Annotated in this window: 25 protein-coding genes; 13 read left to right on the plus strand and 12 right to left on the minus strand. The window is 39.0% G+C overall.

Annotation, left to right across the window (positions count from 1 at the left end; translation table 11 throughout):
- Positions 1 to 250 precede the first annotated feature (250 nt).
- The 3 genes from B9T30_RS01185 (at position 251) to B9T30_RS01195 (ending at position 4,091) form a co-directional block, all read left to right on the plus strand.
- Positions 251 to 838 carry an ANTAR domain-containing response regulator gene (locus tag B9T30_RS01185; protein ID WP_086183408.1) on the plus strand — a complete coding sequence of 196 codons (588 nt, stop codon included), beginning with the start codon at positions 251 to 253 and terminating at the stop codon, positions 836 to 838.
- Between the two features lie 3 nt (positions 839 to 841).
- Positions 842 to 1,837 carry an ABC transporter substrate-binding protein gene (locus B9T30_RS01190; RefSeq protein ID WP_086183409.1) on the plus strand — a complete coding sequence of 332 codons (996 nt, stop codon included), beginning with the start codon at positions 842 to 844 and terminating at the stop codon, positions 1,835 to 1,837.
- A gap of 175 nt (positions 1,838 to 2,012) precedes the next feature.
- Entirely contained in the window at positions 2,013 to 4,091 is a 2,079-nt protein-coding gene (locus B9T30_RS01195; protein WP_086183410.1) for a TonB-dependent receptor plug domain-containing protein, read from the plus strand.
- A 237-nt stretch (positions 4,092 to 4,328) separates the two neighbouring features.
- Here B9T30_RS01195 and B9T30_RS01200 read toward each other — a convergent pair whose 3' ends face one another.
- Positions 4,329 to 4,598, minus strand: a complete 270-nt coding sequence (locus B9T30_RS01200) for a hypothetical protein (protein WP_086164092.1) — start codon at positions 4,596 to 4,598, stop codon at positions 4,329 to 4,331.
- 576 nt (positions 4,599 to 5,174) lie between these two features.
- On the opposite strand from B9T30_RS01200, the gene mdh reads away from it, so the two are divergent.
- On the plus strand, positions 5,175 to 6,389 hold the full coding sequence (mdh, locus tag B9T30_RS01205; RefSeq protein WP_086164093.1) for an iron-dependent methanol dehydrogenase: 1,215 nt from the start codon (positions 5,175 to 5,177) through the stop codon (positions 6,387 to 6,389).
- Between the two features lie 158 nt (positions 6,390 to 6,547).
- Positions 6,548 to 7,516, plus strand: a complete 969-nt coding sequence (locus B9T30_RS01210; RefSeq protein WP_086183411.1) for an alpha/beta hydrolase — start codon at positions 6,548 to 6,550, stop codon at positions 7,514 to 7,516.
- Positions 7,517 to 7,538: 22 nt separating this feature from the next.
- Here B9T30_RS01210 and B9T30_RS01215 read toward each other — a convergent pair whose 3' ends face one another.
- Complete coding sequence (locus B9T30_RS01215; protein ID WP_086183412.1) at positions 7,539 to 8,720, minus strand: helix-turn-helix domain-containing protein; 1,182 nt, start codon at positions 8,718 to 8,720, stop codon at positions 7,539 to 7,541.
- 203 nt (positions 8,721 to 8,923) lie between these two features.
- Between B9T30_RS01215 and B9T30_RS01220 the strand changes: the two genes are divergently transcribed.
- The 3 genes from B9T30_RS01220 to B9T30_RS01230 all read left to right on the plus strand — a co-directional run bounded on the left by B9T30_RS01220 (position 8,924) and on the right by B9T30_RS01230 (position 12,060).
- On the plus strand, positions 8,924 to 10,435 hold the full coding sequence (locus tag B9T30_RS01220; protein WP_086183413.1) for an aldehyde dehydrogenase family protein: 1,512 nt from the start codon (positions 8,924 to 8,926) through the stop codon (positions 10,433 to 10,435).
- Between the two features lie 224 nt (positions 10,436 to 10,659).
- The gene (locus tag B9T30_RS01225; RefSeq protein WP_086183414.1) at positions 10,660 to 11,370 is read left to right on the plus strand and encodes a glutamine amidotransferase; all 711 of its coding nucleotides are present in this window, start codon (positions 10,660 to 10,662) and stop codon (positions 11,368 to 11,370) included.
- A gap of 69 nt (positions 11,371 to 11,439) precedes the next feature.
- Complete coding sequence (locus B9T30_RS01230) at positions 11,440 to 12,060, plus strand: LysE family transporter (RefSeq protein WP_086183415.1); 621 nt, start codon at positions 11,440 to 11,442, stop codon at positions 12,058 to 12,060.
- A 111-nt stretch (positions 12,061 to 12,171) separates the two neighbouring features.
- Here B9T30_RS01230 and B9T30_RS01235 read toward each other — a convergent pair whose 3' ends face one another.
- Positions 12,172 to 12,375 carry a hypothetical protein gene (locus B9T30_RS01235; protein ID WP_074942985.1) on the minus strand — a complete coding sequence of 68 codons (204 nt, stop codon included), beginning with the start codon at positions 12,373 to 12,375 and terminating at the stop codon, positions 12,172 to 12,174.
- 539 nt (positions 12,376 to 12,914) lie between these two features.
- Positions 12,915 to 13,493, minus strand: a complete 579-nt coding sequence (locus B9T30_RS01240) for a YceI family protein (protein ID WP_086183416.1) — start codon at positions 13,491 to 13,493, stop codon at positions 12,915 to 12,917.
- A gap of 313 nt (positions 13,494 to 13,806) precedes the next feature.
- Between B9T30_RS01240 and B9T30_RS01245 the strand changes: the two genes are divergently transcribed.
- Positions 13,807 to 14,214, plus strand: coding sequence for an OsmC family protein (locus tag B9T30_RS01245; protein ID WP_086183702.1), 408 nt, complete (start codon positions 13,807 to 13,809; stop codon positions 14,212 to 14,214).
- Between the two features lie 62 nt (positions 14,215 to 14,276).
- Here B9T30_RS01245 and B9T30_RS01250 read toward each other — a convergent pair whose 3' ends face one another.
- Positions 14,277 to 14,492, minus strand: a complete 216-nt coding sequence (locus tag B9T30_RS01250) for a hypothetical protein (RefSeq protein ID WP_086183417.1) — start codon at positions 14,490 to 14,492, stop codon at positions 14,277 to 14,279.
- Between the two features lie 164 nt (positions 14,493 to 14,656).
- Positions 14,657 to 16,645 carry a transketolase gene (gene tkt, locus B9T30_RS01255; RefSeq protein ID WP_086183418.1) on the minus strand — a complete coding sequence of 663 codons (1,989 nt, stop codon included), beginning with the start codon at positions 16,643 to 16,645 and terminating at the stop codon, positions 14,657 to 14,659.
- A gap of 797 nt (positions 16,646 to 17,442) precedes the next feature.
- Between tkt and metK the strand changes: the two genes are divergently transcribed.
- Positions 17,443 to 18,609: a methionine adenosyltransferase gene (gene metK, locus B9T30_RS01260; protein ID WP_086183419.1), complete on the plus strand. Its 1,167-nt coding sequence runs from the start codon at positions 17,443 to 17,445 to the stop codon at positions 18,607 to 18,609.
- Positions 18,610 to 18,661: 52 nt separating this feature from the next.
- Here metK and B9T30_RS01265 read toward each other — a convergent pair whose 3' ends face one another.
- Complete coding sequence (locus tag B9T30_RS01265) at positions 18,662 to 18,907, minus strand: hypothetical protein (protein ID WP_086164103.1); 246 nt, start codon at positions 18,905 to 18,907, stop codon at positions 18,662 to 18,664.
- Between the two features lie 321 nt (positions 18,908 to 19,228).
- Here B9T30_RS01265 and B9T30_RS01270 point away from each other — a divergent pair, with 321 nt between their 5' ends.
- Entirely contained in the window at positions 19,229 to 19,417 is a 189-nt protein-coding gene (locus B9T30_RS01270) for a hypothetical protein (protein WP_086183420.1), read from the plus strand.
- Here the strand turns inward: B9T30_RS01270 and B9T30_RS01275 are convergent.
- Positions 19,414 to 20,049 carry a LysE family transporter gene (locus B9T30_RS01275; protein ID WP_086183421.1) on the minus strand — a complete coding sequence of 212 codons (636 nt, stop codon included), beginning with the start codon at positions 20,047 to 20,049 and terminating at the stop codon, positions 19,414 to 19,416. The two genes, B9T30_RS01270 and B9T30_RS01275, sit on opposite strands and share 4 nt — an antisense overlap.
- A 131-nt stretch (positions 20,050 to 20,180) precedes the next feature.
- Complete coding sequence (locus B9T30_RS01280; RefSeq protein ID WP_086183422.1) at positions 20,181 to 20,759, minus strand: FxsA family protein; 579 nt, start codon at positions 20,757 to 20,759, stop codon at positions 20,181 to 20,183.
- Between the two features lie 122 nt (positions 20,760 to 20,881).
- On the opposite strand from B9T30_RS01280, the gene ruvC reads away from it, so the two are divergent.
- The gene (gene ruvC / locus B9T30_RS01285) at positions 20,882 to 21,427 is read left to right on the plus strand and encodes a crossover junction endodeoxyribonuclease RuvC (protein WP_086183423.1); all 546 of its coding nucleotides are present in this window, start codon (positions 20,882 to 20,884) and stop codon (positions 21,425 to 21,427) included.
- Here the strand turns inward: ruvC and B9T30_RS01290 are convergent, their stop codons facing one another.
- From B9T30_RS01290 to B9T30_RS01300, 3 genes are read right to left on the minus strand one after another with little or no spacing between them, the layout of a single operon-like run.
- Complete coding sequence (locus B9T30_RS01290) at positions 21,428 to 21,766, minus strand: hypothetical protein (RefSeq protein WP_171264097.1); 339 nt, start codon at positions 21,764 to 21,766, stop codon at positions 21,428 to 21,430.
- Positions 21,767 to 21,802: 36 nt separating this feature from the next.
- Complete coding sequence (locus B9T30_RS01295; protein WP_086183425.1) at positions 21,803 to 22,078, minus strand: acylphosphatase; 276 nt, start codon at positions 22,076 to 22,078, stop codon at positions 21,803 to 21,805.
- Entirely contained in the window at positions 22,071 to 23,561 is a 1,491-nt protein-coding gene (locus tag B9T30_RS01300) for an NAD(P)H-hydrate dehydratase (protein WP_086183426.1), read from the minus strand. Before B9T30_RS01300 ends, B9T30_RS01295 begins: the two co-directional genes overlap by 8 nt.
- A gap of 22 nt (positions 23,562 to 23,583) precedes the next feature.
- Between B9T30_RS01300 and queG the strand changes: the two genes are divergently transcribed.
- Positions 23,584 to 24,678: a tRNA epoxyqueuosine(34) reductase QueG gene (gene queG, locus B9T30_RS01305; RefSeq protein ID WP_086183427.1), complete on the plus strand. Its 1,095-nt coding sequence runs from the start codon at positions 23,584 to 23,586 to the stop codon at positions 24,676 to 24,678.
- The last annotated feature ends 4 nt before the right edge of the window (positions 24,679 to 24,682 follow it).

Below are 24,682 nucleotides of genomic sequence, written 5' to 3' on the forward strand. Positions count from 1 at the left end.
ATTTATTACTTTTCATTCCCAACAGTTGGTTCAATACTTTATCTTAATGACAATGGATCGAAGAACAGAGCTTGTCATTGTGCTTCCTTGTAGCGCATTTTTGCATCAAGACAGTGCGCTATTAGATTACACACTGGTTTTATGTATGATTTTTATTGAATTAACATAAGTTTCACAACTTTGGCATTTTAATTGCTATATATTTTAAATAACTTTCCTTTCAGGTTTTACCTGATGATATTTGACCAATATGCCAAAACTCAAAATCGCACTCATTGATGATGATCAAGAACGTGCCAATTATATAAAAGCATCCCTGATCGAACATCATTTCGATGTGGTCGCCTGTCTCACAATCGATCATTTAAGTATGTTCCGTTTAGAACAATTGCATGCCGATGTCATTTTATTGGATATGGACCACCCTCACCGCGACATTATAGAAAGTTGCGTTAGCCAATTTGATTTACCCACGGTGCTATTTACCAAAAACAGCCATAAAGACACCATCAAAAGTGCCATCAATGCAGGTGTCACTGCGTATATTGTGGACGGTATTGACCCAACCAAACTAGAAAGTATTTTAGAAATTTCGATTGAACAATTTAAAAAACATAAAAAATTACTGGGTGCTTTAGAAGACACCAAAAATAAACTGGCAGACCGTAAAGATGTAGAGAAAGCCAAAGTGTTACTCATGCAATTGCATACCTTAACTGAAGATCAAGCCTTTCAATTGCTACGAAAAAATGCCATGAGTCATCGCATGACGATGGGCGAAATGGCACGGCGTTTATTAGATGCTCAAGAATTGTTACAGAACCAATTAAAGGACTAGGCCATGACAGATTTAGAAAAAACTCAAATCCAAATCGGCTACATTCCTCTGCTCGATTGTGTTGCCATTCTTTGGGCAAAGCAGCGTGGTTTTTTTGATGAAGTTGGCTTAGATGTATCGCTCGTCAAAGAAGCCTCTTGGGCAAGTTTAAGAGATCGGTTGGCATTTGGCTTTTTAGATGCGGCACATTGTCTATCTGCCATGCTTCCTGCCGCAGCTTTGGGTGAAGACCAACTCGGCATTCCCTTACAAACCGCTTTAGTCTTAAGCCAAAATCGCGCATTTATTAGTTTGAGTCAAAAATTATGCTTTGATCTTAATATTACAACACAAGACAATATGCAAGAATCGGCACAAAAAATAGTCACAGCCATACTAGAACAAAAACCCATCCAATTGGCACATGTGTTTAAACAGTCGATTCATCATTATTGCTTAAGAGAATGGTTAGCGCTGGTCAATTTTGATGTTGCACAAAATATGAAATTGGTGACACTTCCCCCTCCCTATATGGTTGAAGCTTTAAGCAATCATGTGATTGACGGTTTCTGTGTGGGTGAACCTTGGAATACGCAAGGTGAGTTATTCGGTGTTAGCCAAATTGTGGCATCTAGCCAAGACATTATGCCAAAAGTTGCCGATAAAGTTTTGGCCGTCACCGTTGATTGGGCATTACAGCACCCCAATACACACCGCGCATTAACCCAAGCCATTCAAAAAGCGCAACAAGAACTGAAATATTTAGATGACTATACTGAAGTTTGGAAAATGCTGATGGACTTCAACATTGTTCAATTCCAATGTTCTAACACCGTTCATGTACAAAAATTCCATTCTATTCAAAATATTATCCGTAATTTTGTAGATGAGTCACAGCAACCCAAACTTGAAGATTTTAAATGGCTGATTCAGCAAATGGTGAAATGGGACAGACTTATTATCGATGAAACACATATCGAACAAATGAGCCAAAACTGTATTTTATCTTTTCAAGCTTAAAATTTTATCATTGCCTTAGGACAGTTAATCACAACCAAGTACTGGGGCTAAATGATTTATTTTGAGCATATTTACGCATAAAAATTACGTTTTATCTTTTGTTTCGCCATTTTCCACAAATTTTCTTCACATTTGTACGCTATCTTACGCAAAATTACATACGGAACATCGAATAATGAAACGCATACAAGCGCGTTGGAAATTAAGTACATTAAGTTGCGCATTATTCACCTTTATGTCCCCAACATGGGCTGCTAATAACATTACAGAAACAAGCACAACAGACAGTGCGCCCACTCAAACTCAACCCGTACAAACATTGGCAACATTAAAATTTGCAGCGACACCCAACACAGCGAAAGATCCTGACATCAGTGCAGTGGCGAAAACCATTGTCACACGTGAAGAAATGCTGCAATTTGGTGATCAATCCGTCAATGATGCTTTACGTCGCGCAGCGGGTTTTCAGATGCCAACACCTGGACAAGGTCCACGCGGGGGCGGTGGTGCTTCAGGTATGCGTTTTCGTGGTGGCGGCGCACCAGTATTTTTAATTAATGGTGAAGCGGTTCAAGGGGGTCCACGTGGCGGAATGTCAATTGTTGACAGCTTAACGCCCGACATGATTGAACGAATTGAAATTACCAAACAACCGAGTGTGGCTCAAGCCTCTGTCGCATCGTCAGCAGTCATTAATATTATTTTAAAACAACCGCTTAATAATACACGTTTAAGCGGTAATGCCCGTGTCGGATATGGTTTGGCAAAATCAGATCAAAAAGAAGAAGAACGTAAAAATATTAGTGTGCAACTCGATGGTCGTGATAGTCCATGGTTGTATAGCCTTTCTGCCAATCAAATGTGGAATGACAGCACCTCTATCACCCAGACCCAAACCAGTACTCAGACACGTGAACAAAAACGGATTACGCAACGTAAGTCGCAAATGTTGTCACCCCGCCTTGAGTATGAATTAGATGATCAACAAAAATTGGTTGCTGAATTATTCTATCGCAACAATGAAAGTGAGGGTGTCCGTGGCGACCAAGTTCAAAATGATCAAAATGACAGTATCCGCTTAAACACACGTTACGAACGTAAAGACCAAGGCAATTCAGATAAGCTTCGTCTATCCGTTGAACAACAGAATGAAACTGAATCGACCCAATCGTCCCTATTGAACAGCTATACCGATGAACGCATCAATGAATACGGTATTGGCTATGACGGCGTTCGAAAGTTCAATGAAACGCAACAGCTTAAATTTGGTCTAGATGCACGTGCCAATGAACTCGATAGCAATGTGAGTCAAAATTTAGATGAACAACTCTATGCGCTGTATGCTGAAGGCAGTTGGAAGTTTACTGACCGCCAAACTGTAACTTTGGGCGCTCGTCAAGAATGGGTCAACCGTTCAGGTTTAGTTGAATATAGTGATCATCACTTAAGCCCTGTCTTGGCGCACCGTTTTGACTTTAATGATACATGGTCGTTACAAACCAATATTAGCCAAGCCTTCCTGAGTCCTAAAACAGATCGTTTATTACCCACCGTTTCGGTTTCTACCGATAGTGATGCGGGTAGCCTCAACAACCCAGATCGTGGTGGTAACCCTAATTTACGCCCTGAAAAAATTACCGCATTTGAATCGACTTTAGGCTACAACACACCATCAGGTGGTATCAATATCACGGCATATCAACGTGAAATTGAAGACTACATCGAAAAAGTCATTCGTCAGGAAGGTTCACGTTTTGTAGAGCGTCCACAGAACCAAGACAATGCCACCACTTATGGCGTTGAAATTTCGGGTCGTTATGCCTTAAAACAAACAAAACGGGGAAATTCATTCATGTTGAATGGACAACTCTCTACTGTACGCGCCGAAGTTGAGGATGAAAACCATCAACAACGCTTAGTCAGTGATGTTGCGCCATATACCGCAAGTGCAGGCTTATCCTATAACTATCAGCCTTGGCAGCTTGCAACCAGTGTCAATTTGAACTATGTGCCTGAATTTACCCGTGCTTTAGATAATCAACCCTATGATCGCACCAGCAATGAACGGGTAAATATGGATATCAGTATCACCAAACGCTTTACCGATGGTTGGGCGACCACACTGAATGCACGGAATATTTTAAGTACCGATTATAAAGAACGCTTAACCTATCAAACTGATGGTAGTCTGTATGAATCACGAATCAACCAAGCGATTCCAAGTGTTTTAATCACTCTAGAAAAGAAATTTTAAATATTAAAACCGGTGTGAATGCACCGGTTTTTATCATCAATACATGTGTATTTTTTAACACTGTTTAAAAAGAATCAATGGTGAGATTTAATTAAAAAATATCAAATGAATGGGCTTCATTTTATTCAAAAAATTAATATTCGTATGTTGGATATAATATTTTTTAGCTTAAAACATGCATGATTAATGCAAAAAACTACCGACTTAATCTAAGATAAATATGTACTTATATTTCATTTACAATTTTTTAAGTAAACTCGCAATACGTAAGGTATGTTGCTTATTGCCTTTTTGTTCCATGACTTTATGTTCTACCCACCATAAATATTCAAAAATTTCAGACTCACTTGAATGATCGCGAATCATTTTAAAAATTTTGGGCAAATAATCTTCATACTCATCTCGCATTGAAGGATTGCGACCAATTCCTAAAGGATCCCATTCATTGAGTAAAACTTTATGTATTCCATACAATAATATTGCATCTTTATTATGTGCAACGTCCATACCTACCCCTTACTAATTTAATATAAAAATCAGACCTATGTAATATTGTTTATTCTACGAATTGTGGTCAATTCATTAAAAAATGTAGCTACTTATATTACATCTTCAAATTTTCTATTATCTTTAAAGCATTGATTTTTTAAATCATCAATCACGCTAAAATTTTTATCCTTTATAAATAATTCCAGTCCCTCATTTTTTTAATCACTCATTTTAATCAAAATTGAGCTGCGCTAAGAATAACATAAAAAGAAAGTAGGCTTTTAAAACAGTCATGATAAATTTATGATTTTCGATCATGGGCTCAAAGCATGATGTGATTTGTTTTTCACTCGCTTGGTATATTGATCATGCTTGAAATCAATAAAAATTATCCTAATAAATAACAACTTTCATATTCCTACAAGTCTAATAAATCTCTATTTTCTGATTGAGTTATCATTCAAAAATATATTTACAATCAGCATTTCTTTAATGGTAGGTGTTTGGTAGGTAGGATTATTTTTCTGTTCATTTGATACTCAAATTACGGTGAGGGTCACCGATAACATAATGAATGGTAGAAGGAATCGCACCATGGCTTTTAAAAATATTGCAGATCAAACGAACGGTTTTTATATTCCTTGTGTTTCTCTTTTTGGTCCAGGTTGTGCCAAAGAAATTGGTGCTAAAGCACAAAATTTAGGTGCAAAAAAAGCGCTCATTGTTACAGATGCAGGTCTGTTCAAATTTGGGGTTGCTGACACCATTGCTGCCTACCTAAAAGAAGCAGGCGTTGACTACCACATCTTCCCAGGCGCAGAACCTAACCCAACGGATATTAACGTACACAATGGTGTTCAAGCTTATAATGAACAAGGTTGTGACTTTATTGTGTCTTTAGGTGGCGGTTCATCGCATGACTGTGCCAAAGGTATTGGCTTAGTGACTGCTGGTGGTGGTCATATCCGTGACTACGAAGGCATTGATAAAAGTACCGTTGCAATGACACCGCTCATTGCCATCAATACTACGGCAGGTACAGCTTCAGAAATGACACGTTTCTGTATTATCACCAATACTGACACCCATGTAAAAATGGCAATTGTCGATTGGCGTTGTACCCCGCTTATTGCAATTGATGATCCTAAGCTAATGGTTGCAAAACCAGCAGCGCTGACAGCAGCGACAGGTATGGATGCACTGACTCATGCCGTTGAAGCTTATGTATCAACTGCTGCAACGCCAATTACCGATGCTTGTGCTGAAAAAGCCATTACCATGATTAGTGAATGGTTAAGCCCTGCTGTTGCCAATGGTGAAAACCTTGAAGCACGTGATGCAATGAGCTATGCACAATATTTAGCTGGAATGGCATTCAACAATGCATCTTTAGGTTATGTACATGCCATGGCACATCAATTGGGTGGTTTCTACAATCTGCCTCACGGTGTATGTAATGCCATTTTACTTCCGCATGTCTGTGAATTTAACCTCATTGCTTGTCCTGATCGTTATGCCAAAATTGCACAATTAATGGGTGTCAATACTGCTGGGCTGACTGTAACAGAAGCAGCTTATGCAGCCATCGATGCAATTCGTGAATTATCAGCATCAATTGGTATTCCTTCAAGTTTGTCGGAACTGGGCGTGAAAGAGCAAGATTTGAGTGTAATGTCTGAAAATGCACAAAAAGATGCCTGCATGTTAACCAACCCACGCAAAGCAACACATGCTCAAGTGGTAAGTATCTTTAAAGCAGCGTTAAAGGCAAATGCTCCAGTGGTCGATATTTTTAAAGCAGCGGTGTAAGTTTTCTCTCCCTTTTTGACTTAGCTATTGAACAACCTATATTCCCTCTTTACGAAAGAGCAAGAATATAGGTTGTTTTTTCATCTTATTTCCATTTGACAAATTCAGGCTCATCATGAAGGATAATAGAAAATCCATAATTCCAACTGAGCAGAATAATGACAAAACAAATTACCGAACCACTTTATCAACCTGATGTACTGGGTTCAGGTTACGAACAAGCCACCTTAAATTTCCCCGATGATTATGAAGGGCAAGTCACCGCAACCTTAGTTCGTAAAAAAGCCGAACACGCTACCTCAAAAGCCGTTTTATATATTCATGGCTTTATTGATTACTTTTTTCAAACTGAAATGGCGGAACAATTTAACCAACATGGTTTCGACTTCTATGCACTCGACTTACGCAAATATGGTCGTTCTCATCTACCGCATCAAAAATACTATAACGTACGCGACATTGCTGAATATAATGCTGAAATCACTGAAGCACTCGATATCATTGCTGCGGAAAGACACGATGCTGTACTGCTGTGTGGACACTCTACTGGTGGATTAACCACAACTTTATATGCGGCGCATCATCCTGATCATCCGCTCATTAAAGCACTATGGCTCAACAGCCCCTTTTACGACTTCAATATGCACCCGATCAAGAAGAAATTAGGGGTTCCCAATTTAAGTCGCGTGGGTAAAATTTGCCCCGATTTAAAATTTCCAAGTGAACTAAATAAATGGTATGGAGCAAGTTTACACAAAAGCATGCATGGTGAATGGGACTTTAATCTGGAATGGAAGCAAGCATCTTATCCGATGGTTCGACTGAGTTTTGTACGAGCAATTTTTGAAGCACAAAAAGAAATCCATCAGGGCATCAAGTTAAATGTACCTGCTTTGGTGATGCATTCACATCAAACCAAAAACCCGAAAAAATGGCATAAAGATGCTCAAACCAGTGATGTGATTTTGAATGTAAAACACATTGAAAAATATGCCAAAAAAATTAAAGGTGATGTCACCATCAGTAAAATACACAATGGCTTACATGACTTGGTTTTATCGGAAAAATCTGTACGCGAAAATGTCTATCAACAGCTATTTGCATGGCTAAAACAAAAAGGTCTGTAAATTTGGTTTATCCTTTTAAGCATTAATCATCTTTATATTTCAGTAAGGTTTGATGCACAGGATGCGTTTTTGGCATCAGTTCAATTAAACGCTCTACGGCATCAATCGCTTCTGGAAAACGAGCCACATGTTTCAGCAGGACATCGGTTTCATTGGCTTTAAAAATAGCATTACTTAAACGCGACTCTAAGCAGTCACGCCATGCACATAAAAAAGGACTTTCCGTTTTTGCTAAGAACACGCCCGTGCATAGTTTTAACGCAGAATCGATATAGCCTGCATCTAAGGATTGTTCTGTCAGTAAAAAGTCAGCTTCTACATGGGCCAGCAAACGATAAGGTCTAGAACCCAGCATGCCACCTAAAATATCGCGTAATTGTGACATTTCCGCCTTTAAAGTGCCCACACTGACTTTTCTTTCACCATACAAAGCCTGATGTAGGGTATCTAAACTTAGACCTTGAGGGCATAACGCTAAAATCGTTAAAATTTCAATTTGACGCGGTGTCAGCACCAAAATTTTGCCATTGAACAATATTTGTGGCACGGAAAAAGCACGAATAAACAATTGCTGTTTTTGATGCTCCATTAAAGCGGATTGAATAATCGATGCGCAACGCTCTGCTGCAAGTAAGCCCAAACTATTATGCTTTTGCCATAGCGTTGATAAATCAATCACACCTAACACTTGTCTCGAATAAGGATCAATAATCGGGGCAGCATAACAAACCCAATCATGAATGGACGACATAAAATGTTCATTAGAAAATACACAGCTAGATTGCTGAGTTTTTAATGACAAAGCCAAAGCATTAGTACCCACCAACTCTTCGCGCCATTGTCCGCCTTCAATAAAATGCACACTCTCTGCTGCACTTTGCATTTGTGGGCTTGAAGCCGTCCAAATAATGGTACTACCGATATCCCCAACCGCCAGTACCATTGAGGATTGTTCCGCAATATGCTTTAAATCTTGGGCACAATGTCGCAGTGCATGTTCCAAAGCAGTGGGATAAGTTTCTTTTTGTAAATGAACCAATGGCGCAGCTGAACGATCTTTGGGAATTTCGGCAGATGTTGAACGCTGCCAAGAACTGACAATACTTTCTCCCAACTGTTCGGCATGCAATGGAGACAGACTACTACTTTGTCTAAACTGATCAATCTTCTGTCTTTTTTGCGTTAAATTCTGTTTTGTCATCATTCCTTATTCTCTCAACAATTCATGATTTACATCCACTGTAATACCTATTCTTTTATGATCAATGAAAAAGATTGTAAACCTTCTTGTATCCAACCTTTCTCCAACCTTGTTCAGAGTATGCTAATCAAATAATGTGCAAAAGTACCTTATACCAAAGCTGTAGATGCAGCTTTAAACACTAAAATAAGCAAAGGAAGATACATATGCGTTACGTCGATCCTAATCAATCTGGTTCAAAAGTTCAATTTAAAGCCCAATATGAAAACTTCATTGGTGGACAATGGGTAGCACCAGTGAAAGGTGAATACTTTGACAACATCTCTCCTGTCGACGGTAAAGTATTCACTAAAATTCCACGTTCAAGTGTTGAGGATATTGAACTTGCACTTGATGCTGCACATAACGCCAAAGCACAATGGAGCAAGTCTTCTGCTACCACACGCTCTAATATGCTGTTAAAAATTGCAGACCGTTTGGAAGCCAATTTGGAGCTTTTGGCTGTTGCTGAAACTTGGGACAATGGTAAACCTGTACGTGAAACCTTAGCTGCTGATATTCCTTTAGCCATTGACCATTTCCGCTACTTTGCTGGCTGTATTCGTGCGCAAGAAGGCGGTATTTCAGAAATTGATGAAGATACCATTGCTTACCATTTTCATGAGCCTTTAGGTGTTGTCGGGCAAATTATCCCGTGGAACTTCCCTATTTTAATGGCGACTTGGAAACTTGCACCAGCATTGGCTGCGGGTAACTGTATTGTTTTAAAACCTGCTGAACAAACACCTGCCAGTATTCTTGTTTTGGTCGAACTCATTCAAGATTTACTCCCTGCTGGCGTGTTGAATATTGTGAACGGTTACGGTGTTGAAGTGGGTCGCCCTCTGGCAACCAATCCGCGTATTGCTAAAATTGCATTTACCGGTTCAACAGCCGTTGGTCAGCAAATTATGCAATATGCGACTGAAAACATTATCCCTGTAACACTTGAATTGGGTGGTAAATCTCCAAACATCTTCTTTGAAGATATTATGGATAAAGATGACGAATTCCTAGACAAAGCACTCGAAGGTTTTGCAATGTTTGCCTTAAACCAAGGTGAAGTTTGTACTTGCCCTTCACGTGCACTGGTTCAAGAAAGCATTGCCGATAAATTCCTTGAAATGGCAGTTGAACGCGTAAAACGCATTAAGACTGGACATCCACTTGATACTGATACCATGATTGGTGCTCAGGCTTCTCTAGAACAACAAGAGAAAATTTTAGGTTGTATCGCAACAGGTCGTGCTGAAGGTGCTCAAGTGCTTACAGGTGGTGGTGACCGTCAAGAAGTGGGGCAAGGTTTCTATATTGAACCGACCATCTTTAAAGGCGATAACAGCATGAAAATCTTCCAAGAAGAAATTTTTGGTCCTGTACTTTCTGTGGCAACCTTCAAAGATTATGATGAAGCGATTAAAATTGCCAATGACACCATTTATGGTTTAGGGGCAGGTGTTTGGTCACGTTCTACACATACTGCTTACCGTGCTGGTCGTGCGATTGAAGCGGGTCGTGTATGGACAAACTGCTACCACATTTACCCTGCTCATGCGGCATTTGGTGGTTATAAAAAATCAGGGATTGGTCGTGAAAATCATAAAATGATGCTCGATCATTACCAACAAACCAAGAACTTACTGGTGAGTTATTCAACGAAGGCAATGGGTTTTTTCTAAAACTATCTGCATAAAGCATCAAAAAGCGAACTTCGGTTCGCTTTTTTCATTTTATGACCCTCATCCTCACAGATATGTTTATTGTGATCCTAGACCAAATGAGCGACTGTGTCTAAGCTCGAATTGGAAACTGCAAATATTCATCAAACTATTTACATTAAAATCTTCTTTTTTCTCTTTATTCAAGTTAGATTTCTATTATTCTCAATCTTTTGAATAATCACATGACAACAACATCTCCAGACTTTCCAGACACCATTTATGCCATTCAACACCTTGCCTTTGAAGATTTAGGTGCTCTTGAAGATGTCTTTTATCAATTAGGCTATCGGGTACGTTATTTTGAAGCTGGGGTAGATGACTTAACTCAAGCATTTGGGCATACAGGCTTAACGATTATTCTAGGTGGGCCAATCGGGGTTTATGAGTCAGATGACTATCCTTTCCTACAAAAAGAAATAGACTTACTTAAAGAGCGTTTAAAGCAGAATTTGCCTACAATCGGAATCTGTTTAGGTGCTCAACTCATTGCACATGCCTTAGGCGCCAAAGTCTATGCAGGACATCAAAAGGAAATTGGTTGGAGTACACTGCATCTTTCACATACAGAGAACAATTTGCTTTCTGCTTTAATAGATACGCCTGTACTGCATTGGCACGGCGACACTTTTGATTTACCTGAAAATGCAACTTTATTGGCCAGTTCTGATCTGTACCCCAATCAGGCATTTACGCTTGGTAAGAATATACTCGCATTACAATTCCATGTAGAAGTTGCTGCGGACAGCTTAGAAAAATGGTTAATTGGTCATACCTGTGAATTGCGACATGCCAATATCGACATCACAGCGCTTCGGGCAGATAACCAACTGTATGCCTCTGCACTAGAACAAGTTTCAGGGAAAATCATTCAACAGTATCTCATGCAACTTTAAGCAAAATAAACTGTACAATTCCTGTGTTCATCTTTATAAAAGTGTCATCTCCCACGATAAAACCATACGATGACTCTTTTCCTTGGTATTGCCCTTATTCATTTCTTTGCCCTGCTCAGCCCGGGGCCAGATTTTTTCTTTGTCAGTCAAAGCGCCATTCGTCAATCCAGATCACATGCGATGTTTGCAGCCTTAGGTATCTCCTTAAGCATTTTAGTATGGGCTATTTGTGCCATCAGTGGCTTACACTTCCTGTTCCAAAAAATTGCATGGTTACAGCAAGCACTGGTGATTTTAGGTGGACTCTACCTGTTCTATCTGGGAATACAATTATTTAAATCAGCCTTCAATAAACAAGCATCGGTACAACAACTTTCAACCGCTATACCAAAATCCAAGATCACTTTATTGTTACAGGGCTTTTTCACCAATATGGCGAATCCTAAAGCATTGGTCTATTTTAGTAGTGTTTTTTCCTTGGCCATTAATGCAGACATGCCTTTAACCACACAAAGCTCATTACTCGCCTTAATCTGGCTTGAAAGCTTAATTTGGTTTGCCTTAGTCGCTTATTTATTTTCATGGCATAAAATGAATGCTGCCTACCAACGCTTAAGTAAATGGATTGACGGACTCACTGGCGGAATTTTTATTAGCTTTGGTTGTTATCTCATTTTAAATCGTGATTAAAACATTCATCCTTAAAAAAAAGCACCCTTCAAATAAGACTAAAAATGTCCAATTTAAAGGGTGCCATTCAACTTAATCAGCTTAAATTAAAGCTGATATCATTTTAAACTTTTATTGATGTACAGAAACGCCCAATTCCTGATCTTTAGCCAAAAACACCGATATTAAAATAGGCACGGCAAGAATAATAGGAAAGGTGAAGATCCATAATACAACGGTTGTTTCCCCTGAAAATAAAAAATGAATAACAAGTGCAGCTAATACTAAAACAAAGGCAAGAACACTAACGAATCTAATTACAAAATTTTGAGGCATTTTTTTTGCTCACATAGGATTCTAACAGTGCCTTTAAGTATATACCTTATGCTTAATTTTTGTTATATGGTAAGACCAAGTAGCTCACTTTTAAATAAAAAATAATTTTATGATAAATTATTGAAAAATATAAAATATACTAAATATTTAATTTAAGTTTTCTGACATTTTCTTTGCTACATCACCTGATTTTAAATACCGACCTTTTTCTTGATGATATTTTTGCATAACATGCTAAATGAACAATTTGGTTTAATTTCTTTTCTCTTGAGCATGAACAGTGCTTCAGTCTAATCATGTTAATCCAGCTGATTATTCACACTCTTTTGATATGCTACGAGGAGTTAAGTATCTTTGCTGAGAATAAATGACGGTAGTGCGTCATGATGAATAGGTTTGGGAAGCTTTATAGCTTGATGCAGATTTGGTGTAAATGTGGTGCAGATTTTTTCTGATTCTAGTGAAAATTAAAAACAACCTACTATCACTAATAAAACCACTTGCAGCAAAATTACTGCAAGTGGTTGTGTAATCCTTATTTATTTTTTAACTGACGCTTCGGTGGTGATATTTACCGTAATTTTATCACCGACATTCGGTACATATGCGCCTACACCAAATGCAGAACGATCAAATGACGTTGTTGCATTGAAACCAATAGACTCTGCTTTGGTCATTGGATGTACGCCTTGCTTATTCAATACAGCATCCAGCACAACAGGCTTAGTCACATCTTTCACTGTAAGGTTACCAGTAATTTTGTATTTGTTCTTACCTACAGCCTGAACCTTGGTGCTTTTAAAAGTGATGTTTGGATATTTTGCAGCATCAAAGAAATCTGCTTTCTGCAAATGCTCATCCAATGCTTTTACATTCGTATTTAAACTCGATAAAGGAATAGTCACATTAACAGATGAATTTGCAGGTTTTGCATTATCGACGTTAATTGTACCTTGAATGTCGCTAAAGTTTGCAGATGGTGTAGAAAAACCAAAATGATTCCAAGAAAATACAGTTGCTGTATGGGTTGGATCAATTTGATATGCAACTGGTTTTGCCAACGACAAAGTTGCAACGGATGCTACGGCCAAACCTAAAGTTATTGCTTTAAAATTCATGTGTTTTTATCTCGCTTCAGAATGATTGTTAGTGTATACGTTTCCCATCTTAATTCACTGATATAGATAAAACGATATGTTGCAAGAATAGAACAATCCCTTTATTTAGCTTAAAGATTTAAAATAAAATTTCAATAAGATATTGATAATATTAAAAAATATTTTATTATTTATATTCTAACGGACATAGCAGCCTTATTTTCAATCTTTTATTCAGCCTTTAAAAATGATGGAATACAAAAAACAAACAGTCTTAACACGATATAAAGGATTGTATAACAATATCTCTTTCAAAAAAGAAGCTGTAATTCTAATGATCCATAGTGCACAAGCTCAAAGTACAACCACACCCTATCGCGTTACACTCACAGATCCATCAGGTCATCTCTGGTATGTCGATGAACCAACAGAAAAAGGTGGACAAGATAGCGCACCAAACCCCATACAACTTTTACTTTCGGCTTTAGGCGCTTGCACAACAGTCACGTTACAAATGTATGCAGATCACAAAGATATTAAACTCGAACATGTACAGGTCGATTTGGCTTTAAATCCAAATGCAGAACAAGAAGCAGGCCAAAACAATATTGTGCGTAAAATTACCCTAAAAGGCGATTTCACTGAAGACCAACATAAACGATTATTGAAAGTCGCTGAAAATTGCCCTGTCCACAAATTATTGACTTCAAATATTCAGATTCAGACTGAATTAACAACGTAGAAAATACACTGTCTGAAATAATAAAAGCCCCAAAAGGGGCTTTTTTAAAGATGCTTAATCTTTTACAACTTCTCAACCAACACACGATCAACCTGCTTAAGACCCGTATGTTTTTCATGGTTTTGTCGACGAACTTTAATGACTTTCTCTTCATCCAAGTCTTTCAACATCAACACGACTGCCATCATAGATTCAAGTGGAATGTCTTGACCAATCCACTTCTGCTCGCCAGCGTCCATTAGGGTAATTTCGTCATTAATCTGGTTATAAAGGCTCATATTTTCCTCACTTATGCTGAATAAATGCCATCTCAAAATGAATACTCAATGAATGGCATCACTATATACTTATTGGTACAAACTACTAGAACAATATCGTTAAAAATTCATCTCAATAAAAACGCTCCAATTGGAGCGTTTTTAACAAGCTAATTTTTTTTCAATTAAGCTGTGATTTCTTTTACCGCTGCAACAACCGCATCAGTGGTGATACCAAAGTGTTGGTACAAGTCTTTTGCAGGTGCAGATTCGCCATATGTGGTCATACCAATTACACGACCATCAAGACCGACAAATTTCCACCAGTAATCGACATGCGCAGCTTCAACAGCAACACGTGCACGGATGTTGGCAGGTAGAACCGCTTCACGGTAAGCTGCATCTTGTTTAACAAATTCTTCAGCACATGGCATAGATACCACACGCACACCTTCAAGCTGTGCATAGGCTTCCATCCCCAATGAAACTTCAGAACCCGTTGCAATGATGATTGCTTTTAATTCGCCTTTTTCTTTAGCCAATACATAACCACCTTTCGCAACATCAGCAATTTGAGCATCAGTACGTGCTTGGAATGGTAAATTTTGACGAGAGAAAATAAGTGCTGTTGGGCCTTCTGAACGTACAAGTGCAGATTTCCAAGAAATTGCAGCTTCAACGGTGTCACATGGACGCCATGTATTTAAGTTTGGCGTACCACGTAAAGAGGCAATTTGTTCTACAGGTTGATGCGTTGGACCATCTTCACCTAGACCAATTGAGTCATGAGTATATACATGAATCACACGTTGCTTCATCAATGCAGACATACGTACTGCATTACGTGCATATTCCATAAACATCAGGAATGTTGCTACATAAGGAATAAAACCACCGTGTAGTGCAACACCGTTGGCAATGGCAGTCATACCGAATTCACGAACACCGTAATGCACGTAGTTACCCGCAGGATTGTCCTGAACGCCGACACAACCTTTCCAAAGGGTTAGGTTAGAACCAGCAAGGTCAGCAGAACCACCTAAAATTTCAGGAAGTAATGGACCAAAAGCTTGAAGTGCATTTTGGCTGGCTTTACGTGTTGCAATAGTTTCAGCTTTTGCATTCACTTCAGCAATATAAGCATCGGCTTGAGCCACGAAATCAGCAGGTAAATCACCACTTACACGGCGTTTAAGTTCAGCAGCTTCTGTTGGATATTTTGCAGCATAAGCAGCAAAAGTTTCATTCCAAGCAGCTTCAGATTTTGCACCTTTGTCTTTTGCATCCCATGCTGCATAAATATCAGCAGGAATAACAAATGCTTCTTCAGTCCAGCCTAAAGCTTGACGCGTTAATGCAATTTCGTCATTCCCTAAAGGCGCACCGTGGCAATCTTCTTTACCTTGTTTATTTGGTGAACCTAAACCAATAATCGTTTTACAGATGATCAGTGTTGGTTTGCCAGTTTCAGCTTTTGCTTCCAAAGTTGCAGCACGTAATGCATCAGCATCATGACCATCAACTTTAAGTACTTGCCAACCGTAAGCCAAGAAGCGTTGTTCTGTATCGTCAGAGAACCAACCTTCTACTTCGCCATCAATTGAAATGCCGTTGTCATCATAGTAAGCAACAAGTTTGCCTAGACCTAAAGTCCCTGCCAATGAACATGCTTCATGAGAAACACCTTCCATTAAACAACCATCGCCCAAGAAACAGTAAGTGAAGTGGTCTACAACCGATAAGTCATCTTTGTTGAATTGAGCGGCTAATGTTTTCTCAGCCAGCGCAAAACCGACTGCATTGGCAATACCCTGACCTAAAGGACCAGTTGTGGTTTCAATACCCGGTGCATAACCTAATTCTGGGTGACCCGGAGTTTTTGAATGCAACTGACGGAATTGTTGTAAGTCTGCAATTGAAAGGTCATAACCCGTTAAATGTAACAATGCGTATTGAAGCATTGAGCCATGGCCATTCGACAATACAAAACGGTCGCGGTTCGGCCATTGTGGGTTGGTCGGGTTGTGATTTAAAAATTCACGCCATACGACATCAGCGATATCTGCCATCCCCATTGGAGCACCTGGATGTCCTGAATTTGCTTTTTGCACAGCATCCATTGCCAATACACGAATTGCGTTTGCAATACGGCGTTCGTTAAGCGGGGTTGTCATAGGTCAGAGTCCAACTAAATCGTTTAAAAAAGATGATGAATAGGAAAATTCAAAGCTGTGCGTATTGTCTTAAAAAAACAGCAAGGGGTAAAGCCTAATAGCCAACATTTCAACATTTATTCGTGGCTGTTGCTATTTTAATATAGGAATAGCTTATTTACACATCAGTTTTGCTGATTAAACGATAAAAAATAGGCAGTATTCATCCTATTCAAAATGAATGGATGACATCTTCAATAGATTCCTCTCCCTTTAATGCAGTTCAATGAAACTTAAATATGTCGTAGAAAAATCAACCAGACCTGTCTATTTAAAATATTTTTACACCCTTTTGCTTATATTATTTACTTGATCAGCATAATAAAAACCAAACATGAATAAAATTCACTTTTATAAAAAATAAATGAAATATTCAAATTTAAAATGCTTCACTAGATCTAATTTTGTCCATGACATTTAGCTAACCCAGTTCTTTCGAATTCTATTTTTAGTTTTTTATTTTACTAAGTCCATGATATTAATATCTATTAATTAAAATTTATTTTGTTTTTTAGCCCCACTGCGTCAAGAATAGATTATTTTTAATCAGTTCAGCGATGCAGCATTTCAATTTTTTTAACTGTCCAACGTTAACTTTAGCTGCTCATTTTGCTTGCTTATCAGTTTTATAGATGCATATATCAATTAAAAAGTCGTGAAATTGAAATAATTTCAGTCATTTTTGTCGTATGGAACTGGTCCAAAAGTCTAACTCGATGTAACATATTGCGTCTTTTGAATTAACTGTGATAGGACTTATGCGCGAGTACGCTGTATTTACCTCGGAATCTGTAAGCGAAGGTCATCCAGATAAAATGGCTGACCAAATCAGTGATGCTATTTTGGATGCAATCTTAACAGAAGACCCATTTGCACGGGTTGCTTGTGAAACGCTTGTCAAAACAGGTGCTGTAGTACTTGCGGGTGAAATCACAACAACAGCGAATGTTGACTTTGAAGCGATTGTACGTCAAACCGTAAATGGCATTGGCTATCATCATTCTGACCTCGGTTTTGATGGTTCAACCTGTGCTGTCATCAACATGATTGGTAAACAGTCTCCTGAAATTGCTCAGGGTGTTGACCGTCAAAAACCTGAAGATCAAGGTGCTGGCGATCAAGGCTTAATGTTTGGTTACGCAAGCCGCGAAACTGACGTTTTAATGCCTGCTCCTATTTCTTATGCACATCGCTTAATGGAAAAACAAGCTGAACTACGCCGTAATGGTCGTTTACCTTGGTTGCGTCCAGATGCTAAAAGTCAGGTGACTTTTGCCTATGAAAATGGCATGCCTGTTCGTTTAGATGCGGTTGTATTGTCAACCCAACACGATCCCGAAATTACTCAAGCAGCTTTAAAAGAAGCCGTGATTGAAGAAATTGTGAAAAAAGTGATTCCTGCTGAAATGTTCCATGCAGGCACCAAATTCCACATCAACCCAACGGGGATGTTTGTGATTGGTGGTCCTGTAGGTGACTGTGGCTTAACGGGTCGTAAAATTATTGTCGATACTTACGGCGGTATGGCGCGTCATGGCGGCGGTGCTTTCTCTGGTAAAGATCCATCTAAAGTTGACCGTTCTGCTGCTTATGCAGGTCGTTATGTTGCAAAAAATATTGTTGCAGCAGGTCTTGCTGATAAATGTGAAATTCAAGTGTCTTATGCTATTGGTGTGGCAGAGCCAACTTCAATTTCAATCAATACTTTTAATACAGCTAAAGTTTCTGAAGAACTGATTATTCAATTGGTTCGTGAACATTTTGACTTACGTCCATACGGGATTACCCGCATGTTAGACTTGATTCAACCGATGTATAAGCAAACTGCTGCCTATGGTCACTTTGGCCGTGAAGGTTCAGACACTGCATTTACTTGGGAAAAAACAGATAAAGTGGAAGCGCTTAAAGCATCTGCTGGACTGTAATTTTGTTATAAAAAAGCCCACATCATGTGGGCTTTTTTTGTTGCAAAAATATTCATTGCTTATTTTTTTCACCTTGTTGTAAAACCGTTAATAATGAAGTTTGAACTGGTGTTTCCTGATGATCCTTTAAATAAATATGAACGACTTTAAAGACAATCACTGCTGCTAAGCAGGTTAAAATACAAAAAATCCAGAAACCATAGGGACTTCTAATATTATGCGAACCGCAATTTATACATTCCTTATCAGTTGATTCAACAACCCGATTACAACAAGCACAATGGTATTGATATAGCATAAGGATGCTCCTACATTACGCATTTTTGTTTTTATATTTCCATCATGCTTTATGATGATGTGTAATATCCATAAAATAGTATGTGAGTCTGCCTATGGATACAATAGTGTTTATCCATAGCTAAAAAAGCCTTTGAAAATATATCCCCAAATTTCCGACATAAGCTCTTTATTTATATTAAAAAATATGAATGCATAATAAGCTGACATGACATTGTTTGTAACACAATCAAGTACATCAAAATTTAAAGATTAAGCTTGTAAAACCCACATTCGCTCTACCTTTTTCGTTAAAATAACAGGCCATAATTTAGAGTTTATGATGATGCAACTGATTAAAAAAGGGGGTTTACGCGAACGTGCAAACCGTAGTCGCAGCTATAAAGGTTCAGAAAATACTGAAACAACCTTGAAACCAAATCGTTACTCTCAAGTCAAAAAAAATGAGGAAATAACCACGGTTACTCCCCCATCGACTCAAATAAATGACGACTCTACGCAACAAAACTAAAGCAGCGCCAACACGTCAGACCACAACCAAAGGGCAAAAAGCAGGAATAATCCACCTGAAATAATATCGATATAACTGCCTGAGCGCTGATATGCCTGTTTAATTTTAGGCATAGATAAAATCAGCATTAAAACCGTAAACACGATAAACGTTTGAACTGGAATAATCAGCGCCAACTGGGTTTTTAAATGATCTGATGCGGCAGAACTTAAAGCCAAAGAAAATACGCTGCTAAAATAAATCAGTGTTTTAGGATTGGCTAAATTGGTCATTAGCCCCAATAGAAAATAATTTTTCGTATCCAATACGCTCACGTCTACGTCTTCATAACCTAAGCTTTGCTTACGCTGTTTCAAACCGCCAGTTAACATTGCCCAGCCCATACGAGCCAAAAACAATCCTCCAACAAGCATTAAAATGTGTTGTATCCATGGAAACTGTTCAATCAGTACTGTAAAACCAAGCAGCGTTAAAACCACCCAAACCACAATACCCACAGAAATACCTAAAATAATTTTTAATGTATTTGCCCTTGAAGTTGACGCTGAACTTTTGGCAATCAATAAAATATCGGGGCCGGGACTAAGCTGTGCAACAAAATGAAGGGCGCAAATGGTCAAAAGCAATGACATAACAATCAGGAAGATTTTTAAAACGTATATTATATCGTTTGTTCAATTTTTTGCATGTCTCCTCGCCCTAAATTCAGCCAATAAAAAAGCCGAATCATCATAATTCGGCTTATCAAAAGAAATAGATAAATTTATTTATTGACGTCTTTCATTTCAATTTTTTGAACGTCAGGGGTGATTTCACGTGCTTCACCATCAATAATGCTCGAGTCCTGACGCTGTGAACCGCCTTGTTGTTGCATATCTTGCATTTGGCGCATTAAGTCTGCAAATGGATTTTGACCTTGAGCACCTCCGCCCATACCATTCATATCGCCCATCATGCCACCCATCATTTTATCCATCATGGCTTGCTGACGTTTTGCCATCGTTTTCATCATGACATTTTTAAAAATATTTTGAACACTCGGAATCAAAATTAATAGCGCTAAAACATCGGTAATCAAACCGGGAATGAGCAAGAAAAATCCTGCTAAAATTTTGGGTAGATTTGAAGTTAGCGCAGGATCACCTGTCATTTGCCCCATGCGCATTTGCTGCATCTGAGGCATTAAACCAGCCGAATATTTACGAATCAAATTCATACCCATAAAAAAGGCAGCAATAAACCAGAAAAATACGTACCACATACTGCCGACGAGGTCACCCACGCCAATCCAGACAAATACTTCTAGAATTAAGCCAGCCAAAACAATAAGAAATAATTTCATAAAAATTAATCTAATCTCAACAAAATAAATAGGGTGCAATATTCAAGTGCTTAATCAGGATCAAGCTTTTTTGATACGCTTATGTAACAATATGGGCATTATTCTATTTTTAAAGTCTTTGTATGTCATTAATTATTGGTATCGATCCGGGTTCTCGCTTAACTGGCTACGGTATTATCGAAAAAAATGGGCAAAAATTGACTTTTGTAGATGCTGGAACCATTCGTACCGAAACCCCAGAAATGCCTGAACGCTTGAAACGCATTTTTGCTGGGATTGAACGTATTGTTAAGTTTCATGGCCCAACCGAAGCTGCGGTCGAACAAGTGTTTATGGCTCAAAACCCCGACTCTGCCCTTAAACTGGGGCAAGCGCGTGGCGCAGCCATTGCCGCTTTAGTCAATTCTGACGTGCAAGTGGCTGAATATACAGCTCGGCAAATCAAACAATCCGTTGTCGGTTATGGTGCCGCAGATAAAGAACAAGTTCAAATGATGGTGATGCGTATTTTAAATTTAAGCATTAAACCGCAACAAGATGCTGCCGATGCTTTAGCCGCTGCAATTTGCCATGCGCATGCTGCAGGCAGTATGAGTAAAATGGCGGTGTTAAATGCACTAGGCGGCATGGCACGAGGTCGCAGCCGTTCGAGTAGTAGAAGACGTTAATTAACTATTTTGAAGATAAGGCGCAAAATCTTTGCGCATTTCCCGCAGTGAAGGTTGCTTGGGGTAAGTGAAAGTCACCCTACGGCCAAAACTCCGCATATTTTTTTTCTGATCGGGATCAATACGGATGAGAACCAACTCATCTGGCTGATGATCATCACTCACCTCACAAATCATAATGGTTTGGCTTCTTTCAATCACGCGATATTGACTAAACTCTTTCTGTACCATGTCCTTAAACGATATTTTACTTGGGCTTGCATTGGCACGTTGGGTATAAATCACCAGAAAAATACAAAATACGACAACTATCGCCACGACCCAATATTTATCCATCATTTTCACCTTGTATTTTTATTGTTATAAAAATGAGCGTTAACGCAACATGTTAAATCCGACAAAATTTTGCTCATGAGCTAAAATAATCTGAAGCACCTGAACCACTTCTGCACGCGGTGGCCCATCATAACTCCGTGAAATCAGCTCTTGAAGGACATCAAAATGCCCAACAATCACAGCTTCAACCTCACCTGAATCTAGGTTTTTAACATAACCTGTTAACGCGAGTGCTAAAGCCTGCTGCTCAAACCAACGACGATAGCCCACACCTTGAACCCGACCTCGAATAATGAGTTTAATGGCTTTATTCATAAGCATGCCGCATATTAACCACATGATAAACAGCTTCATTCATATGATGTGCCTGCAATCCACGCATCCCTTTTGCAGCCAACCAATCACCCGCTAAGGCATGTAAAGTGACAATTTCATGCAGATGAATTTGATGACCCCATTGCGCTTTTAAACTCGCAATCATCCCTGCCAATACATCACCCATACCACCGGTGCCCATCCCCGCATTGCCCGCCGTACAAATCCACAGTTGATCTTCCAAAATCAGGCTTCCTGCACCTTTCAGCACCCATTGTCCGGCATATTTTTCTTTTAATGCATGAATAGCCACAATTCGATCATTTTCGATGTCTTGAATCGAACAATTTAACAATTTTGCAGCTTCACCGGGATGCGGTGTTAAATATGAATCTGCTTTTAATTCTTCAGGGTGATTGGCTAAAAACCAAAGTGCATCCGCATCTAATACCACTTGCAAGTGTTCAGTGCTATTTATTTTCGGAAACCATTTTAAATATTGTTGCTCTGACCACGTATCACGCCCCAAGCCCATGCCAAAACTCACTACATCGACATGATCTAATAACAATTGAATCTCTGCCTTGGTCAAAGCATTGATATCACGCAGCATAATATTGGGTGAGCGCGCTAAAATAGCCGTGTGATGTTTCTCATGACAAACAATGGTTACTTTTCCCGCACCAGCGTTAAAGGCTGCTTCGGCTGCCATCATCACCGCACCGCCCATATCGGCATGTCCACCAATCACAAGTACATGACCATAACTCCCCTTATGACCAAAAGCCTCACGTTGTGGCAGTGCAATGGCGGTTTTAGAAAGTTGCGCGAGTGGTTTTAATGCCACATCTGGAGGAATTAGGGAAATGACTTCCACCTGACCAGCAAACTCTTTCCCTTGTCCTGTAAACAATCCTGCTTTAAGCCCTAAGGCAACATATGAGTAATCGGCTTTAATCGCACATGGTAAGGGCTGACCAGTATTGGCATGCAAGCCACTCGGAATATCAATGGCTATTTTCAAGCCCGTTTGAGCATTGATATGCTGAATAATTTTTTGCCAATCTGCACTTAATGCACGGTTTAAACCAATCCCAAATAATGCATCGATATAACAGTCATATTGTTTTTTAAATTCAAAACCAGCATAAATTTTTATTTCTGCATCTACCGCTTCTTGATAAGCCGTATGTAAATCGGTTGATGTACCTAATTCAGCTGCATAAATGTCTACGTCAAAACCGAATTGTTTTAAATATTTTGCGGTTAAATAGCCATCACCTGCATTATTGCCTTGCCCACAGCACAGAGTAATCTGTTGTATATGACGTTGTTTTAAAATAGGTACTAAACGCTGCGCAATCATCCAAGCCACTTGCTGCATCAAGGCATAAGAACTGTTTTGTTTGGCAAACCAGCGTTGCTCCCATGCTTGAATACTTTGGCTATCATAAACAGGGCTATGATAAACTTGTTGATGCATTGTTCTTTCCTTCTTATAAATTATGGCTTCATCTACACCGTCACAAAAAATTCCCTTAGATCAAAATGATCCTGAGACACTCAAAGCATGGATTAAAGCGCAAGCTTTGGAATTAGGCTTTAGTGATTGTGTCATTGCCAAACCAGATGCTCAAGAAGAATTGCCACGTTTTCAAGAATATCTAAAACGGGGCTATCATGGCGATATGAAGTTTTTGGAAGAAAATTTAGAAAAACGTGCTGATCCAACCTTACTGGTTCCCGGCACCAAAAGCATTATTTGTGTACGAATGAATTATTTGGTGGAAACGCCCAAACCTCGCTATGTCCCAGATGAACCGAATTTAGCCATTATCGCGCGCTATGCCCGTGGTCGGGATTATCACAAGGTCATGCGTGGTCGTTTAAAAACATTAGCCAGCAAAATTCGTGAAAAAGTGGGTGATTTTGAATCACGCCCCTTTGCAGACTCGGCACCCATCTTTGAAAAGTCTTTAGCAGAAAATGCAGGTATGGGCTGGACGGGTAAACATACCTTATTAATTCACAAAAAATCTGGTTCATTTTTTGTCTTGGGAGAGTTATTTACCTCACTGGATTTACCTTTCGACTCTCCCACAACCAAACATTGTGGTTCTTGTACTGCGTGTATTGATATTTGTCCAACACAAGCCATTGTTGAGCCTTATATGCTCGACGCACGTAAATGTATTGCTTATTTAACCATTGAATATCAGGGCATTATTCCCGAAGAATTACGCCGTGGTATTGGTAATCGTGTATTTGGTTGTGATGACTGTCAGCTGATTTGTCCGTGGAATAGTTTTGCGAAGAAAGCCACAATTGAAGATTTTAATCCACGACACGATTTAGATCAAAGTAGTTTACTGGATTTATGGCATTGGGATGAGACCACCTTTTTAGCCAATACTGAAGGGAGTCCACTACGACGCACGGGTTATCAAAGTTTTATGCGAAATATTGCGATTGGCTTAGGTAATGCCCCTTTTTCTAATGAAATACTTGCAACATTGCAACAAACACGTGAACAATATGATGAGATTGTGCAAGTCCATATTGATTGGGCAATTCAAGAACAACTGGCTAAATTTTGTTAAATTC

Origin of the sequence: Acinetobacter sp. ANC 4973, from assembly GCF_002135275.1 — a bacterium.
Lineage (GTDB): Bacteria > Pseudomonadota > Gammaproteobacteria > Pseudomonadales > Moraxellaceae > Acinetobacter > Acinetobacter kyonggiensis.

What these genes read in the sequence shown, in the direction of transcription:
- B9T30_RS01245 (WP_086183702.1), top strand. Translation starts at nt 13,807, where the DNA reads ATGATCCATAGTGCACAAGCTCAAAGTACAACCACACCCTATCGCGTT.
- B9T30_RS01235 (WP_074942985.1), bottom strand. Translation starts at nt 12,375, where the DNA reads ATGCCTCAAAATTTTGTAATTAGATTCGTTAGTGTTCTTGCCTTTGTT.
- B9T30_RS01230 (WP_086183415.1), top strand. Translation starts at nt 11,440, where the DNA reads ATGACTCTTTTCCTTGGTATTGCCCTTATTCATTTCTTTGCCCTGCTC.
- mdh (WP_086164093.1), top strand. Translation starts at nt 5,175, where the DNA reads ATGGCTTTTAAAAATATTGCAGATCAAACGAACGGTTTTTATATTCCT.
- B9T30_RS01275 (WP_086183421.1), bottom strand. Translation starts at nt 20,049, where the DNA reads ATGTCATTGCTTTTGACCATTTGCGCCCTTCATTTTGTTGCACAGCTT.
- metK (WP_086183419.1), top strand. Translation starts at nt 17,443, where the DNA reads ATGCGCGAGTACGCTGTATTTACCTCGGAATCTGTAAGCGAAGGTCAT.
- B9T30_RS01195 (WP_086183410.1), top strand. Translation starts at nt 2,013, where the DNA reads ATGAAACGCATACAAGCGCGTTGGAAATTAAGTACATTAAGTTGCGCA.
- B9T30_RS01280 (WP_086183422.1), bottom strand. Translation starts at nt 20,759, where the DNA reads ATGAAATTATTTCTTATTGTTTTGGCTGGCTTAATTCTAGAAGTATTT.
- B9T30_RS01185 (WP_086183408.1), top strand. Translation starts at nt 251, where the DNA reads ATGCCAAAACTCAAAATCGCACTCATTGATGATGATCAAGAACGTGCC.
- B9T30_RS01215 (WP_086183412.1), bottom strand. Translation starts at nt 8,720, where the DNA reads ATGATGACAAAACAGAATTTAACGCAAAAAAGACAGAAGATTGATCAG.
- tkt (WP_086183418.1), bottom strand. Translation starts at nt 16,645, where the DNA reads ATGACAACCCCGCTTAACGAACGCCGTATTGCAAACGCAATTCGTGTA.
- B9T30_RS01210 (WP_086183411.1), top strand. Translation starts at nt 6,548, where the DNA reads ATGACAAAACAAATTACCGAACCACTTTATCAACCTGATGTACTGGGT.
- B9T30_RS01265 (WP_086164103.1), bottom strand. Translation starts at nt 18,907, where the DNA reads ATGCTATATCAATACCATTGTGCTTGTTGTAATCGGGTTGTTGAATCA.
- B9T30_RS01200 (WP_086164092.1), bottom strand. Translation starts at nt 4,598, where the DNA reads ATGGACGTTGCACATAATAAAGATGCAATATTATTGTATGGAATACAT.
- B9T30_RS01270 (WP_086183420.1), top strand. Translation starts at nt 19,229, where the DNA reads ATGATGCAACTGATTAAAAAAGGGGGTTTACGCGAACGTGCAAACCGT.
- ruvC (WP_086183423.1), top strand. Translation starts at nt 20,882, where the DNA reads ATGTCATTAATTATTGGTATCGATCCGGGTTCTCGCTTAACTGGCTAC.
- B9T30_RS01225 (WP_086183414.1), top strand. Translation starts at nt 10,660, where the DNA reads ATGACAACAACATCTCCAGACTTTCCAGACACCATTTATGCCATTCAA.
- B9T30_RS01300 (WP_086183426.1), bottom strand. Translation starts at nt 23,561, where the DNA reads ATGCATCAACAAGTTTATCATAGCCCTGTTTATGATAGCCAAAGTATT.
- B9T30_RS01240 (WP_086183416.1), bottom strand. Translation starts at nt 13,493, where the DNA reads ATGAATTTTAAAGCAATAACTTTAGGTTTGGCCGTAGCATCCGTTGCA.
- B9T30_RS01290 (WP_171264097.1), bottom strand. Translation starts at nt 21,766, where the DNA reads ATGATGGATAAATATTGGGTCGTGGCGATAGTTGTCGTATTTTGTATT.
- B9T30_RS01190 (WP_086183409.1), top strand. Translation starts at nt 842, where the DNA reads ATGACAGATTTAGAAAAAACTCAAATCCAAATCGGCTACATTCCTCTG.
- queG (WP_086183427.1), top strand. Translation starts at nt 23,584, where the DNA reads ATGGCTTCATCTACACCGTCACAAAAAATTCCCTTAGATCAAAATGAT.
- B9T30_RS01220 (WP_086183413.1), top strand. Translation starts at nt 8,924, where the DNA reads ATGCGTTACGTCGATCCTAATCAATCTGGTTCAAAAGTTCAATTTAAA.
- B9T30_RS01250 (WP_086183417.1), bottom strand. Translation starts at nt 14,492, where the DNA reads ATGAGCCTTTATAACCAGATTAATGACGAAATTACCCTAATGGACGCT.
- B9T30_RS01295 (WP_086183425.1), bottom strand. Translation starts at nt 22,078, where the DNA reads ATGAATAAAGCCATTAAACTCATTATTCGAGGTCGGGTTCAAGGTGTG.